Source organism: Pseudomonas tremae (assembly GCF_001401155.1).
GTDB lineage: Bacteria > Pseudomonadota > Gammaproteobacteria > Pseudomonadales > Pseudomonadaceae > Aquipseudomonas > Aquipseudomonas tremae.
The window spans coordinates 114891-138588 of sequence record NZ_LJRO01000206.1 but is presented as its reverse complement, the minus strand read 5'-3'; the positions used below and the strand labels follow the sequence as shown (position 1 = coordinate 138588).

At 57.8% G+C, this 23698-nt stretch carries 17 protein-coding genes; 10 read left to right on the top strand and 7 right to left on the bottom strand.

Going from position 1 to position 23698, the window contains the following annotated elements:
* Positions 1–250 precede the first annotated feature (250 nt).
* Together hglS and ALO43_RS15165 are read right to left on the bottom strand one after the other, a co-directional pair.
* Positions 251–1639 (bottom strand): 2-oxoadipate dioxygenase/decarboxylase HglS, encoded by a 1389-nt coding sequence (gene hglS, locus ALO43_RS15170; RefSeq protein WP_053931363.1) that lies wholly within the window; start codon positions 1637–1639, stop codon positions 251–253.
* Between the two features lie 22 nt (positions 1640–1661).
* Complete coding sequence (locus tag ALO43_RS15165; protein WP_054997746.1) at positions 1662–2909, bottom strand: 2-aminoadipate transaminase; 1248 nt, start codon at positions 2907–2909, stop codon at positions 1662–1664.
* 249 nt (positions 2910–3158) lie between these two features.
* On the opposite strand from ALO43_RS15165, the gene amaB reads away from it, so the two are divergent.
* Together amaB and amaA are read left to right on the top strand one after the other, a co-directional pair.
* Entirely contained in the window at positions 3159–4649 is a 1491-nt protein-coding gene (amaB, locus tag ALO43_RS15160; protein WP_024689794.1) for an L-piperidine-6-carboxylate dehydrogenase, read from the top strand.
* 41 nt (positions 4650–4690) lie between these two features.
* Positions 4691–5977, top strand: a complete 1287-nt coding sequence (gene amaA, locus ALO43_RS15155; protein ID WP_054997745.1) for an L-pipecolate oxidase — start codon at positions 4691–4693, stop codon at positions 5975–5977.
* A gap of 12 nt (positions 5978–5989) precedes the next feature.
* Here amaA and ALO43_RS15150 read toward each other — a convergent pair whose 3' ends face one another.
* Entirely contained in the window at positions 5990–7363 is a 1374-nt protein-coding gene (locus ALO43_RS15150) for a sensor histidine kinase (protein WP_005889995.1), read from the bottom strand.
* Positions 7360–8022: a response regulator gene (locus ALO43_RS15145; protein ID WP_005889997.1), complete on the bottom strand. Its 663-nt coding sequence runs from the start codon at positions 8020–8022 to the stop codon at positions 7360–7362. The genes ALO43_RS15150 and ALO43_RS15145 overlap by 4 nt, the downstream gene beginning before the upstream one ends.
* 168 nt (positions 8023–8190) lie before the next feature.
* On the opposite strand from ALO43_RS15145, the gene ALO43_RS15140 reads away from it, so the two are divergent.
* From ALO43_RS15140 to ALO43_RS15110, 7 genes are all read left to right on the top strand, one after another.
* Positions 8191–8454, top strand: a complete 264-nt coding sequence (locus ALO43_RS15140) for a PepSY domain-containing protein (RefSeq protein WP_005890000.1) — start codon at positions 8191–8193, stop codon at positions 8452–8454.
* Positions 8454–8999 carry a cytochrome b/b6 domain-containing protein gene (locus ALO43_RS15135; RefSeq protein WP_024689797.1) on the top strand — a complete coding sequence of 182 codons (546 nt, stop codon included), beginning with the start codon at positions 8454–8456 and terminating at the stop codon, positions 8997–8999. Before ALO43_RS15140 ends, ALO43_RS15135 begins: the two co-directional genes overlap by 1 nt.
* A gap of 37 nt (positions 9000–9036) precedes the next feature.
* Positions 9037–10335 (top strand): sialidase family protein, encoded by a 1299-nt coding sequence (locus ALO43_RS15130; protein ID WP_024670188.1) that lies wholly within the window; start codon positions 9037–9039, stop codon positions 10333–10335.
* Positions 10332–10952, top strand: a complete 621-nt coding sequence (locus ALO43_RS15125) for a hypothetical protein (protein ID WP_005890005.1) — start codon at positions 10332–10334, stop codon at positions 10950–10952. Before ALO43_RS15130 ends, ALO43_RS15125 begins: the two co-directional genes overlap by 4 nt.
* Positions 10953–10962: 10 nt before the next feature.
* Positions 10963–12996 (top strand): LTA synthase family protein, encoded by a 2034-nt coding sequence (locus ALO43_RS15120; protein ID WP_054997744.1) that lies wholly within the window; start codon positions 10963–10965, stop codon positions 12994–12996.
* A 341-nt stretch (positions 12997–13337) separates the two neighbouring features.
* A complete protein-coding gene (locus tag ALO43_RS15115; RefSeq protein ID WP_005890010.1) occupies positions 13338–13952 on the top strand; it encodes a biliverdin-producing heme oxygenase in 615 nt (204 codons plus the stop codon).
* The gene (locus ALO43_RS15110; protein ID WP_054997743.1) at positions 13949–16186 is read left to right on the top strand and encodes an ATP-binding protein; all 2238 of its coding nucleotides are present in this window, start codon (positions 13949–13951) and stop codon (positions 16184–16186) included. Before ALO43_RS15115 ends, ALO43_RS15110 begins: the two co-directional genes overlap by 4 nt.
* A gap of 61 nt (positions 16187–16247) precedes the next feature.
* Here the strand turns inward: ALO43_RS15110 and ALO43_RS15105 are convergent, their stop codons facing one another.
* From ALO43_RS15105 to ALO43_RS15095, 3 genes are all read right to left on the bottom strand, one after another.
* The gene (locus tag ALO43_RS15105) at positions 16248–16934 is read right to left on the bottom strand and encodes a hypothetical protein (RefSeq protein WP_024689801.1); all 687 of its coding nucleotides are present in this window, start codon (positions 16932–16934) and stop codon (positions 16248–16250) included.
* Positions 16931–20329, bottom strand: a complete 3399-nt coding sequence (locus ALO43_RS15100) for a toxin VasX (RefSeq protein ID WP_054997742.1) — start codon at positions 20327–20329, stop codon at positions 16931–16933. Before ALO43_RS15100 ends, ALO43_RS15105 begins: the two co-directional genes overlap by 4 nt.
* Before the next feature lie 342 nt (positions 20330–20671).
* On the bottom strand, positions 20672–21997 hold the full coding sequence (locus ALO43_RS15095) for an MFS transporter (RefSeq protein WP_054997741.1): 1326 nt from the start codon (positions 21995–21997) through the stop codon (positions 20672–20674).
* A 572-nt stretch (positions 21998–22569) separates the two neighbouring features.
* On the opposite strand from ALO43_RS15095, the gene ALO43_RS15090 reads away from it, so the two are divergent.
* A complete protein-coding gene (locus ALO43_RS15090; RefSeq protein WP_005890020.1) occupies positions 22570–23670 on the top strand; it encodes an amidinotransferase in 1101 nt (366 codons plus the stop codon).
* Positions 23671–23698 lie beyond the last annotated feature (28 nt).

Sequence of the window (23698 nt, the reverse complement as noted above, 5' to 3'; positions counted from 1 at the left end):
TTATGAGGGATCGTCAGGTGCGTTGTTCGCCGGGATGAGCCTTTGAATACGGCGCTTTGATGTCCACTCGCCACCGCAGTATGCATAGCGCAGGGTTGCACACCAATATTACGGATTTTATTTATCGTTGCTTTAAACAGAACACAGAAAGGACCTGAAAAGGTGACGCAGAGCGTCACGAAATGCGTTCCCACGCGGAGCGTAGGGAACGAGATTGGTTGCGACTATCGTGCGTCCGCTTGAGATCAGGTCAGGCCAGTGTTGTCAGCCCCAGCGCCCTGGCACACGCCTCCAGCGAGCGGCGCTCGGTGTCGGCGTACAGCGCCAGTTCATCAAGCGTCTCGCGTCCCAGTGCCTGTTCGAAATCCTGTAGGTTTGACTGGGTGGCGTAATGCGCCTGGGCGTTGTCGCCAAGGTTGGACTGAAAGATCCCCGCCGCGCTGACCGGCAGGAAGTCTTCGTACACCAGCGGCTCGAAGCGCACATGGCCGGCCTCGATAAGCTGCTTCAGGGTGCCGGACCTGCGTTCCGCGTTGTCCGATTCAGTCAGGAGATAGCGAAAGTAGGCCAGACCCTGCGCACGCATTTCATCGTGACTGTCCGGGAACGCCTTGAAGGTCTTTTCCAGCAGCCCTGCGTAGCGCACGGCATTGGCTTCGTTGGGGAACTCGCCCAGCTCTTCGCGGGCTTCGTTCAACAGCCGGTCATACAGCGCGCGGCCTTTGGGCGTCAGGGCCGCGCCGCGCTGTTCGATTTCGCCAAAGCGTGCCGAATGACTGCCTGACTGATTGCCGCCCTGACCGATGAAGATGATCGGTTCTTCAAGCGCCTTGAAGCTGGTCTGGCGCAGCAGGATGGGACATTGGCGACGCGGCGGACCTTCGACCACGGCCTTGGGCGTGATGCCTTTGCCGGGCATGCCGCTTTGCACCGCATCAATGTCCAGCGTTCGTGGTGTCAGGTGATTGATGTGCGGGCCACGAAACGCCACTACGTCAGCGATCAAGCGGTGCTGGGCGTTGAGCTTTTTATATTCGTCGAGCGAGACAGTGGCGGTGTTGTGCCAGCGAAAGGTTTCCAGCGCCTGCTGAATGAATTCGGTCGCATCGGTTTCACTCAACCCGCCGTCGGTTTCATGCTTCTCGATCAACGCCAAGGCACCGGGTGTGAAAATCGAGCGCTTGGCCAGCACCTGACTGGCGAATTCGCGCAGTCTGTCGCTCTCGATCAGCTCCAGGCGCAGCAATGAGGTAAACACCCGAAACGGGCTGACCTGTAACGCCTGCTCATGCACGGCGCGGAATGCTGTGGAGTGAACCGGCACGCCAGCGGGCGTCAGGTCGTAGTAACCGACCGGCTGCATGCCCATCACGGCAAAGAGGCGGACGAGGGTAGCCAGTTCCTGCGCCGTACCGACGCGTATCGCGCCGTGACGCTCCTTGTTGAGGCGCTGAATTTCGCCGGTCTGGCGCAGACTGTTCAGTACTTTGCTGTCGCGGCTCATAACTTGCTCATTGACCTCGCTCACCAGCTCCATGAGCGTGCCGTACAGCGGCACTTCGTGCTGGTACATCTGCGACATGGCACTGGAGAAGTCAGCGCGGATTCTGTCAGGGTCGAAAAAGCGTGCGGTACTCATCAGCGTGTCTCTCCGTACAGGTTCAAGCCAGCGCCGCCAGGCAACGCTCGAAAATATCCAGCCCTTCGTGCAGTACTTGTGACTCAATGGTCAGCGGGATCAGCAATCGAATGATGTGCCGTGACTTGCCGCTGGGCATCAACAACAGACCGGCGTCTCTGGCTGATTCAAGCAGCGCGGCGAGCTGCCGGGTGCCGGGTTTGCCGTCCAGGGTGGTCAACTCGATGCCACGCATGCAGCCGACGCCGGTCAGCCTGCCGAGGCAGGGCGACAGTTTGCTCGCCTGCCAGGCGTTGTAGCGCGCAACAATGGCGCTTTCCTGTTGTTCGCCCCAACTCGACAGATTGGCATCGGTCATCTGCGCCAGCGATGCCAGGCCCGCCGCGCAGCCAATCGGGTTGCCGGAATAGGTACCCCCCAGTCCGCCTTTTGGCAGGTTGTCGATCAGCGCCTTGCGTCCCACCACGGCCCCGAGCGGGATGCCGCCGGCGATGCTTTTGCCGAGCAGGATCAGATCCGGTTCGATGCCCAGCCGGCTGAATGCGAAGCGCTGCCCGGTACGCCCGAAGCCGGACTGGATTTCGTCGGCAATCAACACGATGCCGTGCTCATCGCAGAACGTTCGCAGCGCTTGGGCAAAGTCCGCTTCCATGGCCAGAAAGCCGCCTTCACCCTGCACTGGTTCGAAGATGAAACAGGCTACATCGTTGACATCGATCTCGACGCTGAACAGCCGATCCATTGCCATGAGCGCCTGTTCGGTGGTCACGCCGTTTTCCTTGCTGGGGAAGGGGATGTGAAACACCGGGCCGGGCAGCACGCCGACTTTCTGTTTGTAGGGCGCGACCTTGCCGTTAAGGTTTAGCGTCGACAGCGTGCGGCAGTGAAAGCCGCCGTCAAAGGCGATCACTGCAGTGCGCCCGGTTGCCCCACGCACGATTTTCAGCGCATTCTCTGCCGCTTCTGCACCGCTGTTGGTGAGCATGCCGCTCAGCGGGTAATTCACCGGAACAAATTCCGTGAGTTGTCGCATGAACTGGATATACGGATCGTGAGGCGTGGCGTTGAAACAATAGTGAGTCAACTTTGCGGCCTGATCCTGAATCGCCCGGACTACTTGCGGGTTGCAATGCCCCAGGTTGAGCACACCGATGCCGCCGACGAAGTCGATGTAACGCTTGCCGGTGGTGTCCCAGACTTCGGCATTGCGGCCATGAGACAGCGTCATGTTGTGGACAAAGGAAATGGATTCGCTGATGTGTTCGCTCATCGGCCTGGCCCTGGCGTCGGGTGATTTTGATGGGCGTATCCAAGCAAACATCGGACTGCGCTCGCAAACGAAATAAATTCACCGGGTCATTCCAATAATTCCCGAAGTGAGGGGCTTAATCGTTCCGAGTGGCAAGAAGTTCATTCCTAAAAGGAATCATGTTTTTCAAAAACGTCGTTTTTGGGCTGGCCGTGTCTGGATCAATACTGCGGTTATCCGTGATTTCAAGTCCATGACAGGAGAATCAACATGGTTGCCGAATTATTAGCACGTCTGGGTGTGGCGAACAGTGCCCACACACAAGGGAATTACCCGGTTTACACCCCGATTGATGGCAGCCAGATTGCCTCGGTCACGCTCGAAAACAAGACGCAGGTAGTGGCACGCATCGACAGCGCCCACAGCGCGTTCCTGCAATGGCGCACCGTCCCCGCGCCGCGCCGTGGCGAACTGGTGCGGATTTTTGGTGAAGTGCTGCGCGAGCACAAGGCTGACCTGGGCGAGCTGGTGTCGATCGAGGCAGGCAAGATCACTCAGGAAGGTCTGGGTGAAGTGCAGGAAATGATCGACATCTGCGACTTCGCCGTCGGTTTGTCGCGTCAGTTGTATGGTCTGACCATCGCCTCGGAGCGTCCTGGCCACCACATGCGTGAAACCTGGCACCCATTGGGTGTGGTCGGGGTGATCAGCGCGTTCAACTTTCCGGTTGCGGTCTGGGCCTGGAACACCACGTTGGCGCTGGTCTGCGGCAACCCGGTCATCTGGAAACCGTCGGAAAAGACCCCGCTGACTGCACTGGCCTGCCAGGCGCTGTTCGACAAGGCATTGAAGATATTCGGTGATGCGCCCGCAGCATTGGCGCAGTTGGTGATCGGTGATCGGGATGCCGGCGAAGCGCTGGTCGATGATCCCCGCGTGCCATTGATCAGCGCGACCGGCAGCACCCGCATGGGCCGCGAAGTCGGGCCGCGTGTGGCCGCACGTTTCGGGCGCAGCATTCTGGAACTGGGCGGCAACAACGCTATGATTCTGGCCCCCAGCGCCGATCTCGACCTGGCCGTACGGGGCATTCTGTTTAGCGCCGTGGGCACTGCCGGTCAGCGTTGCACCACGTTGCGTCGTCTGATTGTGCACCGTTCGATCAAGGATGAAGTAGTCGCCCGCGTCAAAGCGGCCTACGCCAAGGTGCGTGTCGGTGATCCACGCCAAGGCAATCTGATCGGTCCGCTGATCGATCAGCAGGCGTTCTCGGCCATGCAGAACGCGCTGACCAAGGCCCGCGACGAGGGCGGAGAGGTGTTCGGCGGCGAGCGCCAGTTGCAGGACAAATACCCGAACGGCTATTACGTCACGCCGGCCATCGCCGAAATGCCCGGCCAGAGCGAAGTCGTACGTCACGAAACTTTCGCACCGATTCTCTACGTGCTGGCCTACGACGATTTCGAAGAGGCGTTGCGCCTGAACAACGAAGTGCCGCAGGGCCTGTCTTCGTGCATTTTTACCACTGACTTGCGTGAGGCCGAGGCTTTCCAGAGTGCAGCGGGCAGCGATTGCGGCATTGCCAACGTTAACATCGGCACCAGCGGTGCAGAAATCGGCGGCGCGTTCGGCGGCGAGAAGGAAACCGGCGGCGGTCGCGAGTCCGGCTCCGATTCATGGCGCGCCTACATGCGGCGGCAGACCAACACGGTCAATTATTCCCGCGAGCTGCCACTGGCTCAGGGCATCGTTTTCGACTGATCGAACCGAGCGCTTTTCCCCGACATTGCTGGAGTTTTTCGATGGTGCAGTTTGCTGAAGGCTGTCTGTGGGAACAATTGACTCCGCAACGTCCGGTCAGCCCGGCCTTGAGCGGGGAGCGGAGCGCCGACGTGTGCATCATCGGCGCAGGTTTCACTGGTTTGTCGGCTGCGTTGCGGCTGCTGGAAGGCGGCAAGTCAGTCTGCGTAGTCGAAGCACATCAGGTCGGTCATGGCGGCTCCGGGCGCAACGTCGGTCTGGTGAATGCCGGAACCTGGGTGGCGCCCGATGCATTGGAAAAGGTGCTGGGCAGTGTCGAGGCCGGCCGCCTCAACACTGCATTGGGTGCGGCGCCGGCCCTGGTGTTTGAGACCATCGATAAATACCGCATCGATTGCCAGGACACCCGCACCGGCAACCTCCACATGGCACACAATGCCAAGGGTTTGGCAGATTTGCGAAGCCGTGCAGAGCAGTGGCAGCGGCGCGGTGCGAACGTCGAATTGCTGACCGGCAAACCCTGCGAAGATGCCTGCGGCACCGACAAGGTCAGCGGCGCGTTGCTCGACCATCGCGCGGGTACGGTGAACCCGATGGCATATGTGTCAGGCATGGCGCTCAACGTCGTGGCACGGGGTGGCCAACTGTTCGGCGAGTCGCCAGTGACTGGCCTGCAACGCACGGCGGATGGCTGGAAGGTTTGCACCGCAACCGGCAGCGTTCGCGCCGAGAAAGTGATCATTGCCTCCAACGCTTACACCGAGGGTGAGTGGACCGATATCAAGGACCATATCTTTGCCGGCTATTACTATCAGGTCGCCTCGCAGCCCCTCAGCGGTGAGGCGCAAGCGGACATTCTGCGCGGTGGGCAGGGTTCTTGGGATACGCGCACGGTGCTCAGCAACATTCGCCGCGATGCACATGGGCGATTGTTGCTGGGCAGCCTCGGCAATGCGGGCAACTATCCATTGTGGTTCATTCGTCGGTGGGCTGATCGGGTCCAGCAGCATTACTTTCCGCAGTTGGGGCGGGTGGAGTGGGAGAGCACCTGGACCGGCCGCATCGGCTTTACCCCAGACCATTTGCTGCGCCTGTTCGAACCTGCACCGGGCTTGCTGGCCGCGACCGGTTTCAATGGCCGGGGCGTGACCACCGGAACGCTGGTGGGCAAATGCTTTGCCGATTACCTGCTGAGCAACGATGAAGCGGCGCTTCCGGTGAGCTTTTCCGGCACTAGGAAGGTGTCGGCCAATGGTTTGCGTACATTGGCCTACGACGCCGGTTTTACCCTTTACCACGCCGGGCAATGCCTGCGCGTCGTCCTCTGACACGATCGAACGTCAGGCCGTTCGGCTCTTGAGCCTAAGTTCCGCACACAGCCCGCCTTGCGCCGAGTTGCGCAGGTGCAGGCTGCTTTCCAGTTTGCGCACGATCATGTCGACAATCGCCAGCCCCAGGCCTGCGCCATTACTGTGGCCCTGGCTGTAAAAACGTTCGAACAGGCGAGCCTTCTGCCGCTCGTCGATGCCGGGGCCGGAGTCTTCGACGCAAAGATGCGCGCTGCCGTCCTCCTGACGGTTGAGCAGCACACGAACCTCGCTGGCAGGTGGAGCGAAGTTGAGTGCATTGGTCAGCAGGTTTTGCAAAGCGATGGTGATGGCTGCCGGGTCGCTGTGGATCACGCAATCATCACCCGCCTCAAACACCAGATCGACGCGTTTCTCGAGAGCCAGGGGGGTCAACTCGGCCATTTCTTCGCGCACCAGCGTGTTCAGTTCGAAGGTCTGCAACTGGCTGAGCTCGACCCGTGGTTCAAGCCGGGCCATGGTCAGCAACTGGCTGGCGAGGCGGGCGGCACGGTCGACGCCATGCACCAGAAAATCCAGTGCTTCCAAGCGCTGTTCCGGGCTTTGCGCCTGGCGTGCGTTCTGGGCGTGGATGCGCAGTATGGTCAGTGGTGTGCGCAGTTCATGGGCGGCATCGGCAATGAATCTTCGCTCGCGCTCCAGCACGCTGTCGATCTGGGTCAGCAGGCGATTGAGCGCGTGCTGCATGGGCTCCAGCTCTTTGGGCAGCGGCGTCACATCGAGGGGGTCGAGACTTTCGGCGTCGCGTTTGCGAATCACTTTGGCCATGGCCTGCAGCGGGCGCAGGCCCCAGCCGATGGCCAGCCAGATCGCCACCACCAGCAACGGCACGCCGATCAGGGTCGGCCACAAGGTGTGGCTGACAATACGCTGGATCAGGTCCTGACGGACATCGTCGCGCTCTCCGACCCAGATCAGGAAACCCTGCTGCGGATCGGCCAGCAGAAAGCCGCACCACTCGTGGCCGTTCTCGATCAGGTCGTGTGAGCCTTCTTCGGCAGGCGGGGCGCTGAGCAATGGCGCTTCTGCCGAGCGCACCAGCAGCTCGCCCGATGTGCGCCAGATCTGAAACGTCAGTCGGGTTTCATAGGGGTGGGCAACGCCGCTGGTGCCCACCCGGCTCATGGCCTGGTCGAACGCCTGATAAAGCTTGTCCAGATCCTGTTCGCCCGCCGCTCGCTGGCTGAGTACGCCTTGCAGCAGGCGGGCGCTCTGGGCCAGTTGCGCGTCGTAGACTTCTTCTATTTCGTGATGGCTGTCGCGCAAGGCGAGCAGGCTGATCGTCAGGTCGCCGAGCAGCAACAGCAGCAGGACCGGGACCAGAATGCGCGCGCGTACCGAGGTCATGCCTTGAGCTCCAGCAGGTAGCCGACGCCGCGCACGGTGCGGATCAGCTCAGTGGACAGTTTTTTGCGCAGGTTGTGAATCAGCACTTCCAGCGTGTTGCTTTCGACCTTTTCCTGCCAGCCGTAGAGCGTGTCGGACAGGCGCTCGCGGGTTACTACTTTGCCGGGTCGGATCATCAACTGATGCAGCAGTTGATATTCCATCGGCGTCATCGGAACTTCGCAGCCATGAAAGCTGACTTGCTGCGAGGCTGGATCAAGGCTGATGCCTGCATGCTCCAGCAACGGCTGCGCACGGCCCTGACTGCGCCTGAGCAATGCGCGCACCCGGGCTTTCAATTCATCGACGTCGAACGGCTTGATCAGGTAATCGTCGGCACCCGCATCAAGCCCGGCGATGCGATCGGCGGTGCCGTCACGGGCGGTCAGGATCAGTACCGGAAGGGCGAGTTCTTCGGCACGCAACTGCCGCAGCAGGTCGAAGCCGTCCATGCGCGGCAGGCCGAGGTCGAGCAGCAACAAGTCGAAGGGCTCACTGCGCAGGGCATGCAGCGCGCTCAGGCCGTCCTCGAGCCAGTCCAGCGTATAGCCTTCGGTATTGAGGGCTACACGGATGCCTTGGCCAATCGCACGATCATCCTCGACAAGCAGCAGGCGCATAGGGTTTGACCAATGTGAATAGGGGAGAAGGGCGCCATGATGCCGTCAGCGCGTAGTGCCGCGAAGTGCCCTGGGTCCGGGAAGATGTTACCAGCTGTTGCACATTAAGCTTTTCCTAAGACTTGTTTCGCACAGTAGGTGCTCCTTAACTGCCTGCGAGTATTTTTCATGCACAAGTTCCTGCTGATTCCCCTTTTGTTGGCCAGCCCGCTGGCGCTCGCTGGCCCGCAGTGCACCACTGCCGAAAAATCCCAATGGCAGGATCAGGCCAAATTCCAGGAGCAGCTCAAGGCTGAGGGTTACCAGATCAGCAAGTTCAAGGTGACTGACGGCAACTGCTACGAGATTTACGGCTTCGATAAGGACAAGCGCAAGGTCGAGATCTATCACGACCCGGTCACCGGTAAAGCGGTCAAGACCGAGATCAAGTAATGAGCCGGGTTCCCCTGCGCCTCTGGGACCCGTTGGTCAGGCTGTTTCATGTCTCGATCGCGGGTGTTTTCGTTGCCAACTTCTTCTTCAATGAAGCCGGCGACGACTGGCATGTCTGGCTGGGCTATTACGCAGTGGCATGGCTGACGGTGCGAGTGGTGTGGGGGTTCATCGGGCCGCCCAGTGCCCGCTGGAGCGATTTCTGGCCGACCGCGGAGCGTCTGCGTGCGCATATTCGCTCGCTGACAAAACGCCAGCCGATGCATCGGCTTGGCCATTCTCCGCTGGGTGCGCTGGTCATGGTCTTGATGATGGCGTTGATCTTCGGCATGGGCCTGACCGGTTTCCTGATGCAGGAAGTCGATGCTTTGTGGGGCGCCGACTGGCCCTTGCAGACCCATGAAGTGCTCGCCAACACACTGTGTGCCGTGGTGGTGCTGCACATGGGTGCTGCCATCTTCGAAAGTTTCCAGGTGCGTGACAACCTGCCTTTGTCGATGCTGACAGGCAAACGTCGTCCGTTGCCTGAAGATCGCCATCGCTGACCACTATTCTTGCCCTTCATCACAGTGATGCCTCCTGATGCCTGTTATTTCCCGAAACCTGACTGCATGGAGCGCAGCTCTGATTGTCGTAGCGATCTTTCTCAGCGCATGGCTCAGCCATCCGTTGCACCGGATTTCCGGATTTGCGGTGGCCCCGGCACCTGTGGGTACTGAAAGCCTTGCGCCCAAGGCGTCCTACAGTTCGCGTTTCGCCTCCTCGGACCTGAACGATTTCGTACATTCTTCAGCCGTGACCGCGCTGCCCGGCGGCGACCTGATGTCGGTGTGGTTTGCCGGCTCCCGCGAAGGCGCTGGGGATGTCGAGATTCGTACATCGCGTTTCGATGCGCGTACCGAAGAGTGGGGCGGCGAGCAAGTCCTGGCGACCCGCGAATCCACCCAGTCGGGTACCGGCAAATACATCCGCAAGCTCGGCAACCCGGTGATTGCGCTGGCTCCGGACAACCGTTTGTGGCTGTTCTATGTCTCTGTGTCGGTGGGCGGCTGGGCCGGCAGCTCGGTCAACGCGATGGTCTCCAGCGACATGGGCGCCAGCTGGTCGCCGCCGCGTCAACTGGTGACCTCGCCGTTTCTGAACATCAGCACGCTGGTCCGTGGCGCACCGGTGTTTCACGCCGATGGCTCAATCGGTCTGCCGGTGTATCACGAGTTTCTCGGCAAGTTCGCCGAATACCTCTACCTGAGCGCAAACGGCGAGGTGATCGACAAGTTTCGCATCAGTCGCGGCAACAACTCTCTGCAGCCGACCGTGGTGCCGCTCGACGGGCAGCGCGGCGTGGCGTTGCTGCGTTACGCCGGGGAAACCTTCCACCGGGTACTTGCCAGCCGCACTGAAGATGGCGGGCAGACCTGGAGTGCGCCGTATCCGCTGACCCCGAGCAACCCCAACTCGTCCCTGGCGGCGGTCGGCGTGCCGGGCAAGGGCTTGCTGGTGGCGCTCAATGACCTGCGCGAAGGCCGCTTCAAACTCAGCCTGTATGGCACTGACGAGCAGATGAACGTCTGGCGACCGCTGATGGACTTCGATAAATCACCTGATCCATTGGGCACGCCGTTCGCGCTGGATGCCTACAAGGAAGTCATCGGCGAGGGCTTTCGAAGCTCCAGCGGCGTACGACGCCAGCCAATGGAAGCAGAATTCCTGAGTAACCTGGATCAGCGTGTCTGTTCGCCGCAAGGCTGTGATTTCGAGTACGAATACCCTTATTTCATCCGCAGTCCGGAGGGCCTTTATCACTTGGTCTACTCGTGGAATAACACCTTCATCAAACATGTCAGCTTCAACGAAGCCTGGCTGGCGGAGCAGCTCTTATGATCGCCCTGGGCTTGGCTCATCTGGCGTTTGCCTGGGGACTGTTTATTCTGTTGGCACCTCTGACCTCATCGCTCTGGCGACGCTGCGGCCTGCTTGCAGTGACCTCGTTGTTGAGCGTTATGCCGGTTGACGGGCTATCGATGGCTGCCTATGCCCGCAGCCTGACCGATGATCTGGCGATCAGCACTCTGGTGCTGCTGGGCTGGCTGGTGCTGCAAAGGCTGGGCGTTTTGAAGCCCGTGGCTGTTTCGCCGCGGCTCATGGCGTTGCTGGTCTTCGCACTGCTGGCCTTGACGCTGTACCCGGCCACGCTGGGCCTGACTTATTTCGATCCCTACCGCTGGGGGTATAACCCGAGGCCGATGATCATCATCGTCGCTTTCATTGCGTTGGGGCTGGTCTGTCTGCGTAACACACTGGCCGTGGCGATGCTGGCCGTCGCCACGCTGGCGTTCACGTTCAGGATAAAACCATCGGAAAACTATTGGGATTACCTGATCGACCCACTTCTCGGGCTTTGCTGTTGCGCAGCTTTGCTGGGTTTGGCTGTCCGTTTTATATATCGTCGAGTAACAGGTCAGCGTCGTTCAGCTGGCGTGTCTGCCGGCAACGTGTAGAGGAACAAGAATGAGTGCTTTGCAATCGCGACGACTGCGCTACTGGCTGAGCGCTGTGCTGTTGGTGTTCCTGGTGTCGGCGCTGCTGAGAATTGTGTTTTTCTTCGGGTTTTCCGGCATCGAGCCGGGCATGCTGTTTTCCCGCAATGAAGTGCTGCAGACGCTGGGTATCGGCTTGCGCTTCGACTTGCGTCTGACGCTGATTGTTTTGCTGCCGGTCGCTATGTTGCTCTGGTTGCCGCGCTGGAACCTGATCAGCGTGCCGACCCTGCGCTGGCTTTCAAGGGGTTACCTGATTCTCGCGCTGGCGGTTCTGACGCTGATCTACATCGTCGACTTTGGTCATTACGCCTACCTCGGGGTCAGGCTGAATGCCAGCGTGGTGCGCTATCTGGAAGACGCGCAGATATCCCGTGACATGCTCTGGCAAACGTACCCTGTGCTGTGGATTACTGCCGGCTGGCTGTTGACCGTCGCCGTATTGGGCTGGGCACTGCTGCGCCTTGAACGTCTGACCCTGGATCGTGACGCCAGGCCGATCAAGCGCGCGTCAGTGGTGTCGGTATCTGCCTTGGTGGCCTGTGCGACGTTTCTCGGTTTGCTGGGCCGTGTCGACAATCTCAATCTGGAAAACCCGGTGCCGTTGCGCTGGAGTGATGCGTTTTTCTCTGGCAACAGTCAGCTGGCGGCCGTCGGGCTCAATCCGGTGCTGTTCTTGTACGACACGCTCAAGGTTGCGCAGTCACACTTCGATGAGGCTCAGGTGCGCAAGCATTATCCGTTGATCGCGCATTACCTCGGCGTGCAGCAGCCCGATGCGCGAACGTTGAGCTTCAAGCGTCCTCAGGCCGGCCAGCCTTACCAATTGGCGGGAGAACGGCCGCCAAACGTAATGTTTGTGATGCTCGAGTCACTGGGCACCAGTGCGGTCGGCGCATACGGTAACCCGCTCAATCCGACCCCGAACCTCGATCATCTGGCCAGGCAGAGCTGGTTCTTCAAGCATTTTTACGTGCCGGTCACGGGCACTGCGAAAACCGTCTGGGCGAGTATCACCGGCGTGCCCGACGTGACTCGTCAGGAAACAGCGACGCGTCATCCGCTGCTGACGCGCCAACACACCATCATCAATGACTTCAAGGGCTACGAGAAGCTGTACATGATTGGCGGCAATTCGGGCTGGGCCAACATGAACGCGCTGATCCGCCGCAGCATCGATGATGTGCGCCTGTACGACGAACGAGACTGGAAGTCGCCGCAGGTGGACGTATGGGGTATTTCCGACCTTGACCTGTTCAAGGAAAGCGACCAAATCCTGCGTGCGTTGCCGGCAGACAAACCGTTTTTTGCCTACGTGCAGACCGCGGGTAATCACCGACCTTTCACCATTCCTGAAAACAATGATGGTTTTCAGGTCAGCGACAAGACCCTGGAGCAAGTGCAGGCGGCAGGGTCGCGCAGTGTCGAACAGTACAACGCCGTGCGCTTGCTGGACTTCAATATCGGCCGGCTGATGGAAATAGCCAAGGCGGGCGGTTATTACGAGAACACCATTTTCGTGCTGTTCGGCGACCACAACACGCGTATCAGCCAGATCCCGCACATGGCTCCTGCGTTCGAGCAACTGGGGCTTGAAAGTAATAACGTCCCTTTGCTGATTCATGCCCCAGGCCTGCTCGGTACGCGAGTGATCGACGAAGCCGTCGGCCTGGCGGACTTGCTGCCAACGCTGGCGGGCATGACCGGTATGGCGTTCACCAGCGGTACGATGGGGCGTGACATTCAGCAGCCTGCCCCTGAGGGCGAACGTGTCGTGCCGCTGGTTCTGCGCGAAGGCACGTTTCCACTGATCGGTGGTGTGACGCGCAACTTCCTGTTGCAGATGGAGCACGACGGCAGTTCGCCAACCCTTCACGATTTGTCCTCGCCTACGCCGCTGGAAAATGTGGCCGCGCAGCATCCACAGGAGTTTCAGCGGTTGCATGACCTCACCCGTGGCCTGCATGAAACCTCACGAATGATGCTCTACCAGAATGTACGCTGAGCCAAAAAACGATGCACTGGTCAGCCACAGGTCACGCCGGACTAGGCCAGTGCTTGCGCGATAGCACTCTTGTGCTGGATGATGTTAAAACGCCGCATGATGGAATCAGTGGCCATTGAATTACAGAGAACGTCCTGTTGAGGTTTATCGCCATTATTGACGGCGGATTACCGGACGATTGAAACAGCCGGTCTTCAGCGTCGGCTGTTTTCTTCAGCGAAAGGGCATTTCATCGCCAATACAGGAAATAACTGTCAGTTTTAGCGTTGAATCTGTATTTTGGCCGCCAATTTCTGTTCGGATGTGATTCTCGTCTATCGCATACTCAAGAGCCTTCCTGGATGCCGGCATGTTCTTCAAGCGTCACCCCGCCGAAGTTGCTTGACGCACTTCGCGCTGAAACGAAACAGCTGCACGTTCGACTCGAAAAACGCATGCCGTTTTTTTCACCGGTTCTGAACCACGCTCTTTACCTTCGTTTACTCCAGGCTTACTACGGCTTTTATGCACCTCTCGAAGTGGCACTTCATGACAGTGGTCTGGTGCCCTGTGCGCTCTCCCCGGATGAGCGGATCAAAACGAAAGTGCTGGTGAAGGACTTGCGAGCACTGGAGATGTCCGAACATCAGATCGGACAACTTCCGCATTGCATGCAACTGCCCGTCATCGATTCGCCCGGTGCCTGCCTGGGGGTCATGTATGTGCTGGAAGGGGCAACGCTGGGCGGGCAAGTGCTGCGGCGCGAGATACTCAAGCGCATCGGGCTGGATGAACAGAGCGGGGCAGCTTTTCTCGACGTGTATGGTGTCCAGACAGGGCCGCGCTGGAAGGCTTTTTTGAACTACCTTGATAACGTACCGCGAGACGTTGTTTTTACAGAAGCGGCTGCCGTGGCAGCGCACTCCACATTTTCATGTTTCGAGCACTGGCTCGGCGGTCAAGAGGTACTGTTATGAGCCAACTCGACAAGGACTCTTTTGAAGTCCTATTGGCTAATTGCGCGGATGAGCCCATCCAGTTTCCGGGCGCCATCCAGCCTCATGGTGTGCTGTTCACTCTGACCGAACCCGAGCTGACGATCATGCAGGTCAGCGCTAACGTGCAGACAGTGCTGGGCCAGGCACCGGAACACCTGCTGGGCAAGTCGCTTGACTGTGTGCTTGGGTCTGGCTGGGCTGAAGTAATCAAAAGCGCAAGCGTCCATGATTCGTTCGCCGATGCGCCGCGCCTGCTGATGTCGGCCAATGGCGTCGAGTTCGAAGCCATGCTCCACCGCAGTCAGAACGTTCTGGTGCTGGAGCTCGAAATTCAGGACAAGGCAACCCAGGCAGTCAGTTATTCCGAGCGCACCGGCAACATGGGCCGCATGCTGCGTCAGTTGCATGCAGCCAGCGACTTGCAGACGCTTTACGAAGTCAGCGTTCGCGAAATTCAGAAGATGACCGGTTATGACCGGGTGTTGATCTATCGTTTCGAAGAGGAAGGCCACGGTCAGGTCATTGCTGAAGCGTCGGCGCCTTCGATGGAGTTGTTCAACGGCCTGTTTTTCCCGGCTTCGGATATTCCCGAGCAGGCGCGCGAACTTTATCGCCGCAATTGGCTGCGCATCATTCCGGACGCCGATTACACGCCTGTGCCTCTGGTGCCGCAACTGCGCCCGGACACCAAAACACAGCTCGACCTGAGTTTCTCGACGCTGCGCAGTGTTTCTCCGATTCACTGCCAATACATGAAAAACATGGGCGTTCTGTCTTCAATGAGTGTTTCGTTGATTCAGGGCGGCAAGCTGTGGGGGCTGATCAGCTGCGGGCATCGCACGCCGCTGTACGTGTCTCACGAGCTGCGCAGTGCATGCCAGGCGATTGGCCAGGTGTTGTCGCTGCAGATCAGCGCCATGGAAGCGTTAGAAGTCAGCCGCCAGCGCGAGACCAAGGTTCAGACCCTGCAACAACTGCATCAACTGATGGCGACATCCGGCGCAGAAGTGTTCGATGGCCTGGCACAGCAGCCGCAGCTGTTGATGGATCTGGTAGGTGCTACGGGCGTAGCGATCATCGAGGACCGTCATACGCATTGTTTCGGTAACTGCCCGGAGCCTGCCGATGTGCGGGCGTTGCATGCCTGGATGATGTCGAGCGGCGAGCCTGTATATGCCAGTCATCATCTCTCTAGTGTCTATGCGCCCGCCGAGGTTTACCAGCCAGTTGCCAGTGGCGTATTGGCCATGAGCCTGCCCAAACCGGTGGACAACGGGGTCATCTGGTTTCGTCCCGAGGTCAAGGAGACGGTGCAGTGGAGCGGAGATCCGGAAAAGCCGTTGAACATGGAAAGTTCGGAAACCGGCATGCGTCTTCGGCCCCGCACTTCGTTTGAAATCTGGAAGGTCGAGATGACCGGGATTGCTGCAAAGTGGAGTCATGGTGATGTATTTGCGGCTAAAGACCTGCGCCGCTCTGCGCTGGAAAATGACCTCGCCAGGCAGGTGAGCAAGGAACAACAGGCCGTTCGTGCTCGCGATGAGCTGGTAGCGGTCGTTTCCCATGACCTGCGCAACCCGATGACGGTCATTTCAATGCTCTGCGGGATGATGCAGAAATCGTTCAGCTCTGATGGTCCGCACACCTCGCGTCGCATTTCCACGGCCATCGACACCATGCAGCAGGCCGCCAGCCGGATGAACGTGTTGCTTGAGGATTTGCTCGACACCTCGAAAATCGAAGCCGGCCGCTACACCATCACCCCACAACCGCTGGAAGTCAGCCAGATATTCGAAGAGGCCTACACGCTGCTTGCGCCGCTGGCGATGGACAAGTCCATCGAGATTTCCTTCAGCGCCGAACCGGATATCAAGGTCAACGCAGACCCGGAGCGTTTGTTCCAGGTGCTGTCCAACCTGATTGGCAATGCCATCAAGTTCACCCCGAAGCAGGGCAGGATCGGCGTAGCGGCGATGTCCAACGGCAGCGAGATCGTGTTCACCGTCATTGACTCCGGTGAAGGCATTCCGCCTGAGCAACTGCCACATATTTTCGAGCGCTACTGGACAGTCAAGGAAGGTAACCCGACCGGCACCGGCCTCGGTTTGTACATCTCCCAAGGCATCATCAAGGCCCACGGCGGCGAGCTGGCGGCACACAGCCAGGTCGGGCAGGGCAGCGAATTCCGCTTTACAGTGCCGATCGCGCATTGATTGCCTGACAGGGCCTGAGTGATGAGTTGATCACTCAGGCCTTGTCATCAACCAACGATGGCTACTTCCAGTTCGAGGCTTTCTCGGTGTACTCCGTACTTTCGGGAAGTACCTCGTGGAGAAACGCCAGGTATTTGTTCATCAATTCCTTACTGGGAAAGCGGGCAGGGAAGCCTGTGGTGACGTCGTCGCAGTGAATGATGACCATTAACCGCTTGTGATCAATCGTCACAAATTCATGCATCTGCCATGGGGCGGTTTGTCGATGGTGGACAGGGTTTTCCCAATTCAGAAGCTTGATGGCCGCGATAACGGCCATCGCTACCGGGCCGATCAGAAAGAGCACTGAGCCAGTGATGGCAGCGACGGTAATGAAGATCAGAATGACGACGATGGCAATGCCTTTGAAGAAGTATGAGGCGAAGTCGGGATAGTGGAGGTAATACTCGAGCGTAGCGCCGTCGGTTTTCAGGGTGTAGTTGTAGATGGTTTTTTGGCGGATGAGCAAGCCTATATAGTAAGCAAGGTGTCCCGTAAACATTAATATCACCATAATTAGAAAGTTAGAGTTTTCTAAAAAATGATCCCAACCTCCCCAAACAAGAAATGAGGCGGCGATTAAATGAATGGCGGTCAATCCAAGCTGCGTGATCATGATCTCTTTAGGTGGCCTGGCAATCGTTTTGATTTTCCAGTTTAGAATGTCGTTGCCTTTCGGAAGATCCAAGGCTTTTTCTTGCTGTGTCATACAGGTGTACCCTCTGCGACTTCCAGGGTCAGGGTGCCAATTCTGCTTGAAGCCCTTACCTCAAGTTCCACTGCAGCAAGACCATCAATAACAGTATCGCCTCTAGTGCCAAGCTCCATCTGAAACAGATAGCTTCTATCGTCTTCGCCAGGGTTTAAAAGATTGGCCGGGTACCAGATTTGCAGTTCAAGATAGGTTGCGCCCTTGTCCAGCGGCACCCAGGTTTCCCATATGAGATCTTCATTCTCAGGCGGCATCAACGGGTAGGTGAAGTCCTCACTCGCTTTACCCGCTGGTTTGTTGGAAAGCGTTCCGAACTGTACGGCCTTCCTGAACTGCCCGTTGTCCAAAAAAGCTTCATGCAGAGGGTCGTCTATTTTTTCTACAGGCAGCACTCCCCACGCTCGCTTGCTGCTGGCAATGTTGAAATGCACTGACTGACCGCGTATCAGAGTTGGCAAGTGCACTTGTATCCCAGCGCCATTTTGTACTGCTACGCTATAATAATCGCCTTTACCAAAATAACGATCTTCATGATGTACGGTACTTTTTACATGAACCTGCGGAGATAAATGAATTTCCATGAGCGCACGTATTTCTTCACTCTCGCCTTTGGCCGTCTCGGCGTGACGATGGTCTATGGTTCTCGACCAACAGCATTTACGCAGCCACCAGCCGACACTGTCTTGTTTGAAATAATTCAGGACCATCGTAGCAAAAAGATAAATTAAGCCTATTACTAGTAACGATACGCTGAACCACGGACTCATAACGATAATCGCAAGATTGCCAGCAGGAAAGAAACCTGCGATTAACTGAGCGGTTGACGCTACTCCCGTCAAACCTACAGAGATAATCTTCAAAGCCATCCAGTTTTTTTCTTCTAGCGTCTTAACTCCGACTGAATCATCTAATACGTCAAATATCTCCAATATAGCCGCTACGATCCCAAACCCACCCATCGCCACCATCGAAACCCTGAACCCACGTATCGCATCACCCCAGACTGCATTGCCCCGTGCTTTCCAATAGGCTGCGGACTTATCAAGAATGCCTACGTTATACCCGCCAATGACAAGTGGCTTGGCCGTACTGATAATCGCCCACGGCGTTTCAACAAATACCACCATCAGCAGATTGAAGCTGTACCCCAACCCGTACATCACCTTGCCGATGTCCTTGGCACTGAAATCGCCGTCCTGACTGAGATCCTTGTAAACGAAGGCAGTGTTGATCAGGTTGAGCATGACCACGCCCCAGGTAATCGAGCCTGCGATACCTCCCAGTTTGTCGCTCCAGCCTTTGGCGCGGGCGAGCCAGTCCTTGGTCAGGGTTTTGCCGGACTGGAAGTACTGACGAATTTCGTCCTGCAATTGCTTTGCATACTGATTGTTCTGGAAGTCGAGCAGGGCGGGCATGCTTAGTTCGTGCAGACGAAGTTTCTGAATATGGGCGTGCAGGTTGCGGGAGGTGCTTTGCCGTGTGTTGTAAGCCGTTGGATAGAGCCAGCTGCGCCGGATATCGTTGATCTGCCTATTGAGCACTTGCCATTCGCGTACCCACTGTTTGAACTTTATGAGCATCTGCTGGTTGATCGCGATACGCGCAGGCGAGTCGAGCAGGATCTGGCCGATCAACAGTGTGCGAATCAACGCGACAATGTTCTGCTGCTTGCCAAGGGCCATGTGACTGTCGATGGGCACCCAGGCCAGCAAGATGCTTTCGAGTGTCGCCTTGCCTGCACCGCTGGCCAGTTCGCCGAGAGCCTTGAAGGTGTCCTGGACAGGCTGTTTCAGTGCCTTCATCCACGGTTTGTCGGCAAAACCCTGATGGTTGAGCGCGCCATTGAGTTCGCCAATACGAGTGGCGAGGTTGGTGACGTCGCCAAGGCCATTGATCAGCGCATCGGCTTCCTCATGCAGAGCCTGTTTGAGCGCGGCTGAAAAACCATAGCGCAGGGTGCCAAACAGGCTGTTGGTGTTGATTTCCTGCTCGGCAAGCCAGGCGCTGGCTGCGCTGTCTTGAGCGTATATGATCTGCAGGTTGAGCATGGTCGTCTGCAAATACAGCAGGGCTTCCGGGTTGGTGGTGTCGATGAACAGCTTGAGTGGTTCTGTACCTATGTGTGTCGACCACAGGCGGAAATCGCTTTGCGTGTCGCGCACTTGTTGCCGGAGCCTGTCTCGGGTTGGAAGATGCTGCAAAAGGTACTCACGCGCACCTGTCAGATCGACTTCGCGACGCCATTTGTGACGATCTTTCCAGACCTGCGCACCCTCTTCAGTAGGGTTACTGCCGTAACGCGCTTTAATCGACTTGCGCATATCCGGGCTCTTGAAAACATCCGGCAAAAACAGCAAGCCTCCGGGGACGGTGTTGCTGCCTATCTGTGCTGCTTCAAAATCACACTGTTCAAAGTAGGCTTCTAGCTCGCTCAGGTACTGATGCGTTCGTAGCGTATTGTCGCGCACCGAGGCAGGCAGTTTATCCGTTTCACTCTCTGCACCGCACAGGGTGGCGACGGTCTGGGCGATCTGGATCTTGTGTTCGTGTTCGCTTTGCCAATCCCGAAGCGCCGCCTGATCGGCTGCCAGCTGCATGCCCAGATCGTTGAAAACGGCCAGAGGGTCATCAAGGGCGATGACCAAGGCGCTGTCCTGATCGTCAACGCTGCCTTGCCAGAAGACGTCAGCCCCCAATGGGGCCCATGACGGTTGTGCGTCTGGGTCTTCTGACAATGGGCGGGCAGTGGGGATCGACGTGTCTGCCAAACGCCCATCTTCAATTACATGGCCCTGGTCGATATCCGCCACGGCCTCTGCGATGCGGTTCAGCGGCAAGGTATGGGGCTCGGCCATGCTGATGCAGTAGCGGGCCAGGTCCAGCGCTTTCATCCATAAGGCGCGGCTTGGGGCATTGGAGCGCATGTGTTCGCAGAGGCGCCATGTCCACTGGATGGGGGAAAAAGCAATGTGCAGCATGTTGCGGCGCGGGTAGAAGAGGAAGGGTTTACCGTCGCTGGCGCCGTTTCGCTGGTCATTGCCGATCTGTGCCTCGGCCCAGACAATACGGCTCAGTTGACCGCTCAGGGCTGAAGCCGCGTATTCGTGCAGCGTGTCGGCGGTTTCGTCGAACACGTAGACATAGCCGTCGTACAGTTGGCGCAGGGTATGGCTGCGCGTTTTCAACGGCGGCTGGCGGGCCCACTTGCCGTCTTTCGGCAGCGGCTTCAGTTGACCGGGCGCGACGTCATACCGCGAGCGATCCAGCGCATAACGCACTGGCACGATGGCGACGTTGGGCCCGCGGAACGGGCACAGGCTGGTGGCCGTAGCCGGTGTCCTGGCGAAACAGGCCGCACGTCGCTGTTGGCGTGTGCCGTTTTTATCGGTCATGCGGAAAACTCTCTGTGCAGCGGGTCGTTCACCCGCCTACTGAAAGAGCTGCATACCAAGAACTGTGCCGATAATATTTTTATCGTTTTAAAACAAGGTCATAGGCTGAAAGAAACAAAGACAAGCTCAATACTCTCGGTAAAAAGAGCTAAATAGTGCGCAGGCTTTTGCACTTACCTGCGCAAGCTCGTTTACGCACTGTCGGGCTTTTATATAAGCCTTGGTCGGTCTGACCGGCCACGTGGTGCGCAAAAGTTTGCGCATCACAGGTTTTTTGAGACAAGCGTAAAGTGAGCAAAGCCAGGCATAAGGCCTGGCCAAACAGGAGGGTGGCGCTAAAACTCAGCTTGCCGACGTCACCTTACCCGCCGATGTGCGACTGACCCGCAAGGCCACTATGCCGCCGACGATGATCAGCGCAGCCAGTGAGTACAGCGCCAGGGTGGTCGAGCCGGTCTGATCCTTGATCCAGCCCACCAGATACGGGCTGAGAAAGCCTGCCATCTGGCCTATCGAGTTGATCAATGCCAGGCCGCCTGCGGCGACGCTGGCGCTCAGCAGCGCGGTTGGCAACGGCCAGAACATTGGCAGGCTGGTCAGGGCGCCCATGGTGGCGATGGTCAGGCCGAGGATGGCGATGACAGGCACAGTCGCGAAGTTGGCGGCGATGATCAGGCCAGTTGCGCCCATCAGCATCGGCACCACCAAATGCCAGCGGCGCTCATTGCGCAGGTCGGCGGAGCGGCCGACCAGCAGCATGAAAACGCCTGCCATCAGATACGGCACGGCGCTGATCCAGCCGATCACCAGCGCGTCGCTGAAGCCCAGATTTTTGATGATCGACGGCAGCCAGAAATTGATCGCGTAGACACCGCTCTGAATGCAGAAATAGATAAACCCGAGAATCCATATGAACGGCATGGTCAGCACCGAAGCCACCGAGCTTGTGCCTTGTACCGGGCGGCTGAGTTCATCGTGGGTGATGTCGGCCTTTACCCGCTGGCGCTGGTCCGGTGTCAGCCAGCGAGCGTCTTCGACCTTGTCACACAGCAGGAAAAAGGCCAGCACGCCGAGTGCCACTGTCGGCAGGCCCTGAATCAGAAACATCCACTGCCAACCTGCCATACCGCCTTGGCCTGCAGCGAAATGATTGAGGATCCATCCGGAAAACGGGCCGCCCAGCAGGCCGGATACCGGGATTGCCGACATGAACAGCGCCATGATCCGCCCGCGACGCTGGTTCGGGTACCAGCGCGACAGGTACAGCACGATGCCGGGGAAGAAGCCGGCTTCTGCCATGCCGGTCAGAAAGCGCAGCACGTAGAACTCGACCGGTGTGGTGACGAACAGCAGACAGGTCGAGAAAATGCCCCAGGTGATCATCATCAAACCGATCCAGCGACGCGGCCCGAAGCGGTTCAGCGCCAGGTTGCTGGGCAAGCCACACAACACGTAGCCGATGAAAAAGATCCCCGCGCCCAGGCCATAGACCGTCTCGCTGAAACTCAGCGCGTCGAGCATTTGCAGCTTGGCGAAGCCGACGTTCACGCGGTCCAGGTAGTTGAACAGGTAGCAGATGAAGATAAACGGGATGAGGCGCAGGGTAATGCGACGGTAGACATGATTGCCTTCAACGTCGCCCGCCTTGTGGTTTGAAACAGGGGTCATGGCGCGTGGTCCTTGTGCGTTTTGTTTTTAGGGGAGTTGCCGGGTGCACACCTGATCATAAGGTGCGGATGGCGAAAACGCTTCGGGGTTTTGCATGCCTGTGCGAGGCATGCGTTGTGTCATTGCACAACGCCCGGGGGCTCACGCTGTGGCGAGCGTCGGGCCTTGTTGGGCCGGATGACCGGCTTTTTGAAGATTTGTCATGGAACCAGTCGAATGGTTCGAACCACTGAGGGGCATTTGCAACGCGCTTCCTGAGCGTAGTTGCCTGGCGTTGTTTGCATGCGGTTAATACAAAAATGCCGGTTCTTCCACGTTTGTACGGGCTGTTTTAGATGGCAGGGCAGTACTGTTTTAATTTTTAACGCAAGGCGCAGCTATTAAGCGTGCCTTTTTAATCTTACAGGGAGGTGCACCATGCGCGATGGGCAATGATGTGTTCTGCGCCCAAGAGTTGAAGCCTGAGTCAGTGAGCCGCTTTCGAAAATAACGGATGTCGTACGTCGTCTTCGCTGTCGACCTGTTTTGCTGTGCGACGTTCGAGTACCCTGAATAAGTCGTCAAGGATAGCCATGCTATTTCAAAAAGAAGAACCTCCTTTCTTTTCCGATACTCAAAGCCCCGTGGAAGTCTATACCGAGTGGGACCCGCTCGAAGAAGTCATCGTTGGCATCATGGACGATATTCGTGTGCCAGAGTGGGACACCGGTTTAAAAGCCATCATCCCCCAAGAGTCCAGTGACTTTTTTCAAACGTACTCCGGGCGACGGTTTCCGGAGGAGTTGCTTGTCAAAGCCAGGCAGGAAGTGAATACCCTGGCCCAGATTCTGGAAGCCGAAGGCATCAGGGTAAGAAGGCCGAACGAGACGAATCACCATCAACCTATCATGACGCCCCACTTTACCACTGGCGGCACTTTCTATTCCGCCATGCCGAGAGACTGTCTTTTTGCAATCGGCAAGAAGATTATCGAAGTGCCCATGGCCTGGCGCAGCCGCTACTTTGAAACTTTCGCGTTCCGCGACATATTGAATGACTATTTCACTCGAGGTGCCGAGTGGATCTCCGCGCCCAAACCGATGCTGACGGATGCGGTGTGGAAAACGGATTACGACTTTGAACAGGACATTCCGTTTAATTCCATTATCACGGAAGTCGAACCGCTGTTTGATGCCGCCGACTTCATGAAAATGGGGCGCGACATTATCGGGCAGCGGAGTCACGTGACCAATAATAAAGGGATTGAATGGCTGCGCAGAACACTGGGGCCGGAGTACCATATTCACATTTATGAGTTCGAAGAACCGGGGCCCATGCACATCGACACGACGATATTGCCATTGGCGCCGGGTCGTGTACTTATTAACAAAGGTTGGGTGCCACAGATTCCCGATATTTTCAAAGACTGGGAAATTCTGAATCCACCGCCCTCTACGCTGCCAGATGATCATCCGCTATACATCACGTCCAAGTGGATTCACACCAACGTGCTCATGCTGGATGAAAGGACCGTTGTTGTTGAAAAAGACGAGGACGCGCTGATCAGTGCATTTCAGAAGTGGGGTTTCAAAACCATTCTCTGTCCGTTTAAACATTTCCAGACATTCGGCGGTTCTTTTCACTGCGCCACGCTGGATGTCAAACGCAGCGGCAGTCTGAAGCGTTATATCTGACGGTTGTGTGCCGCTTCCCTTGTTCCCC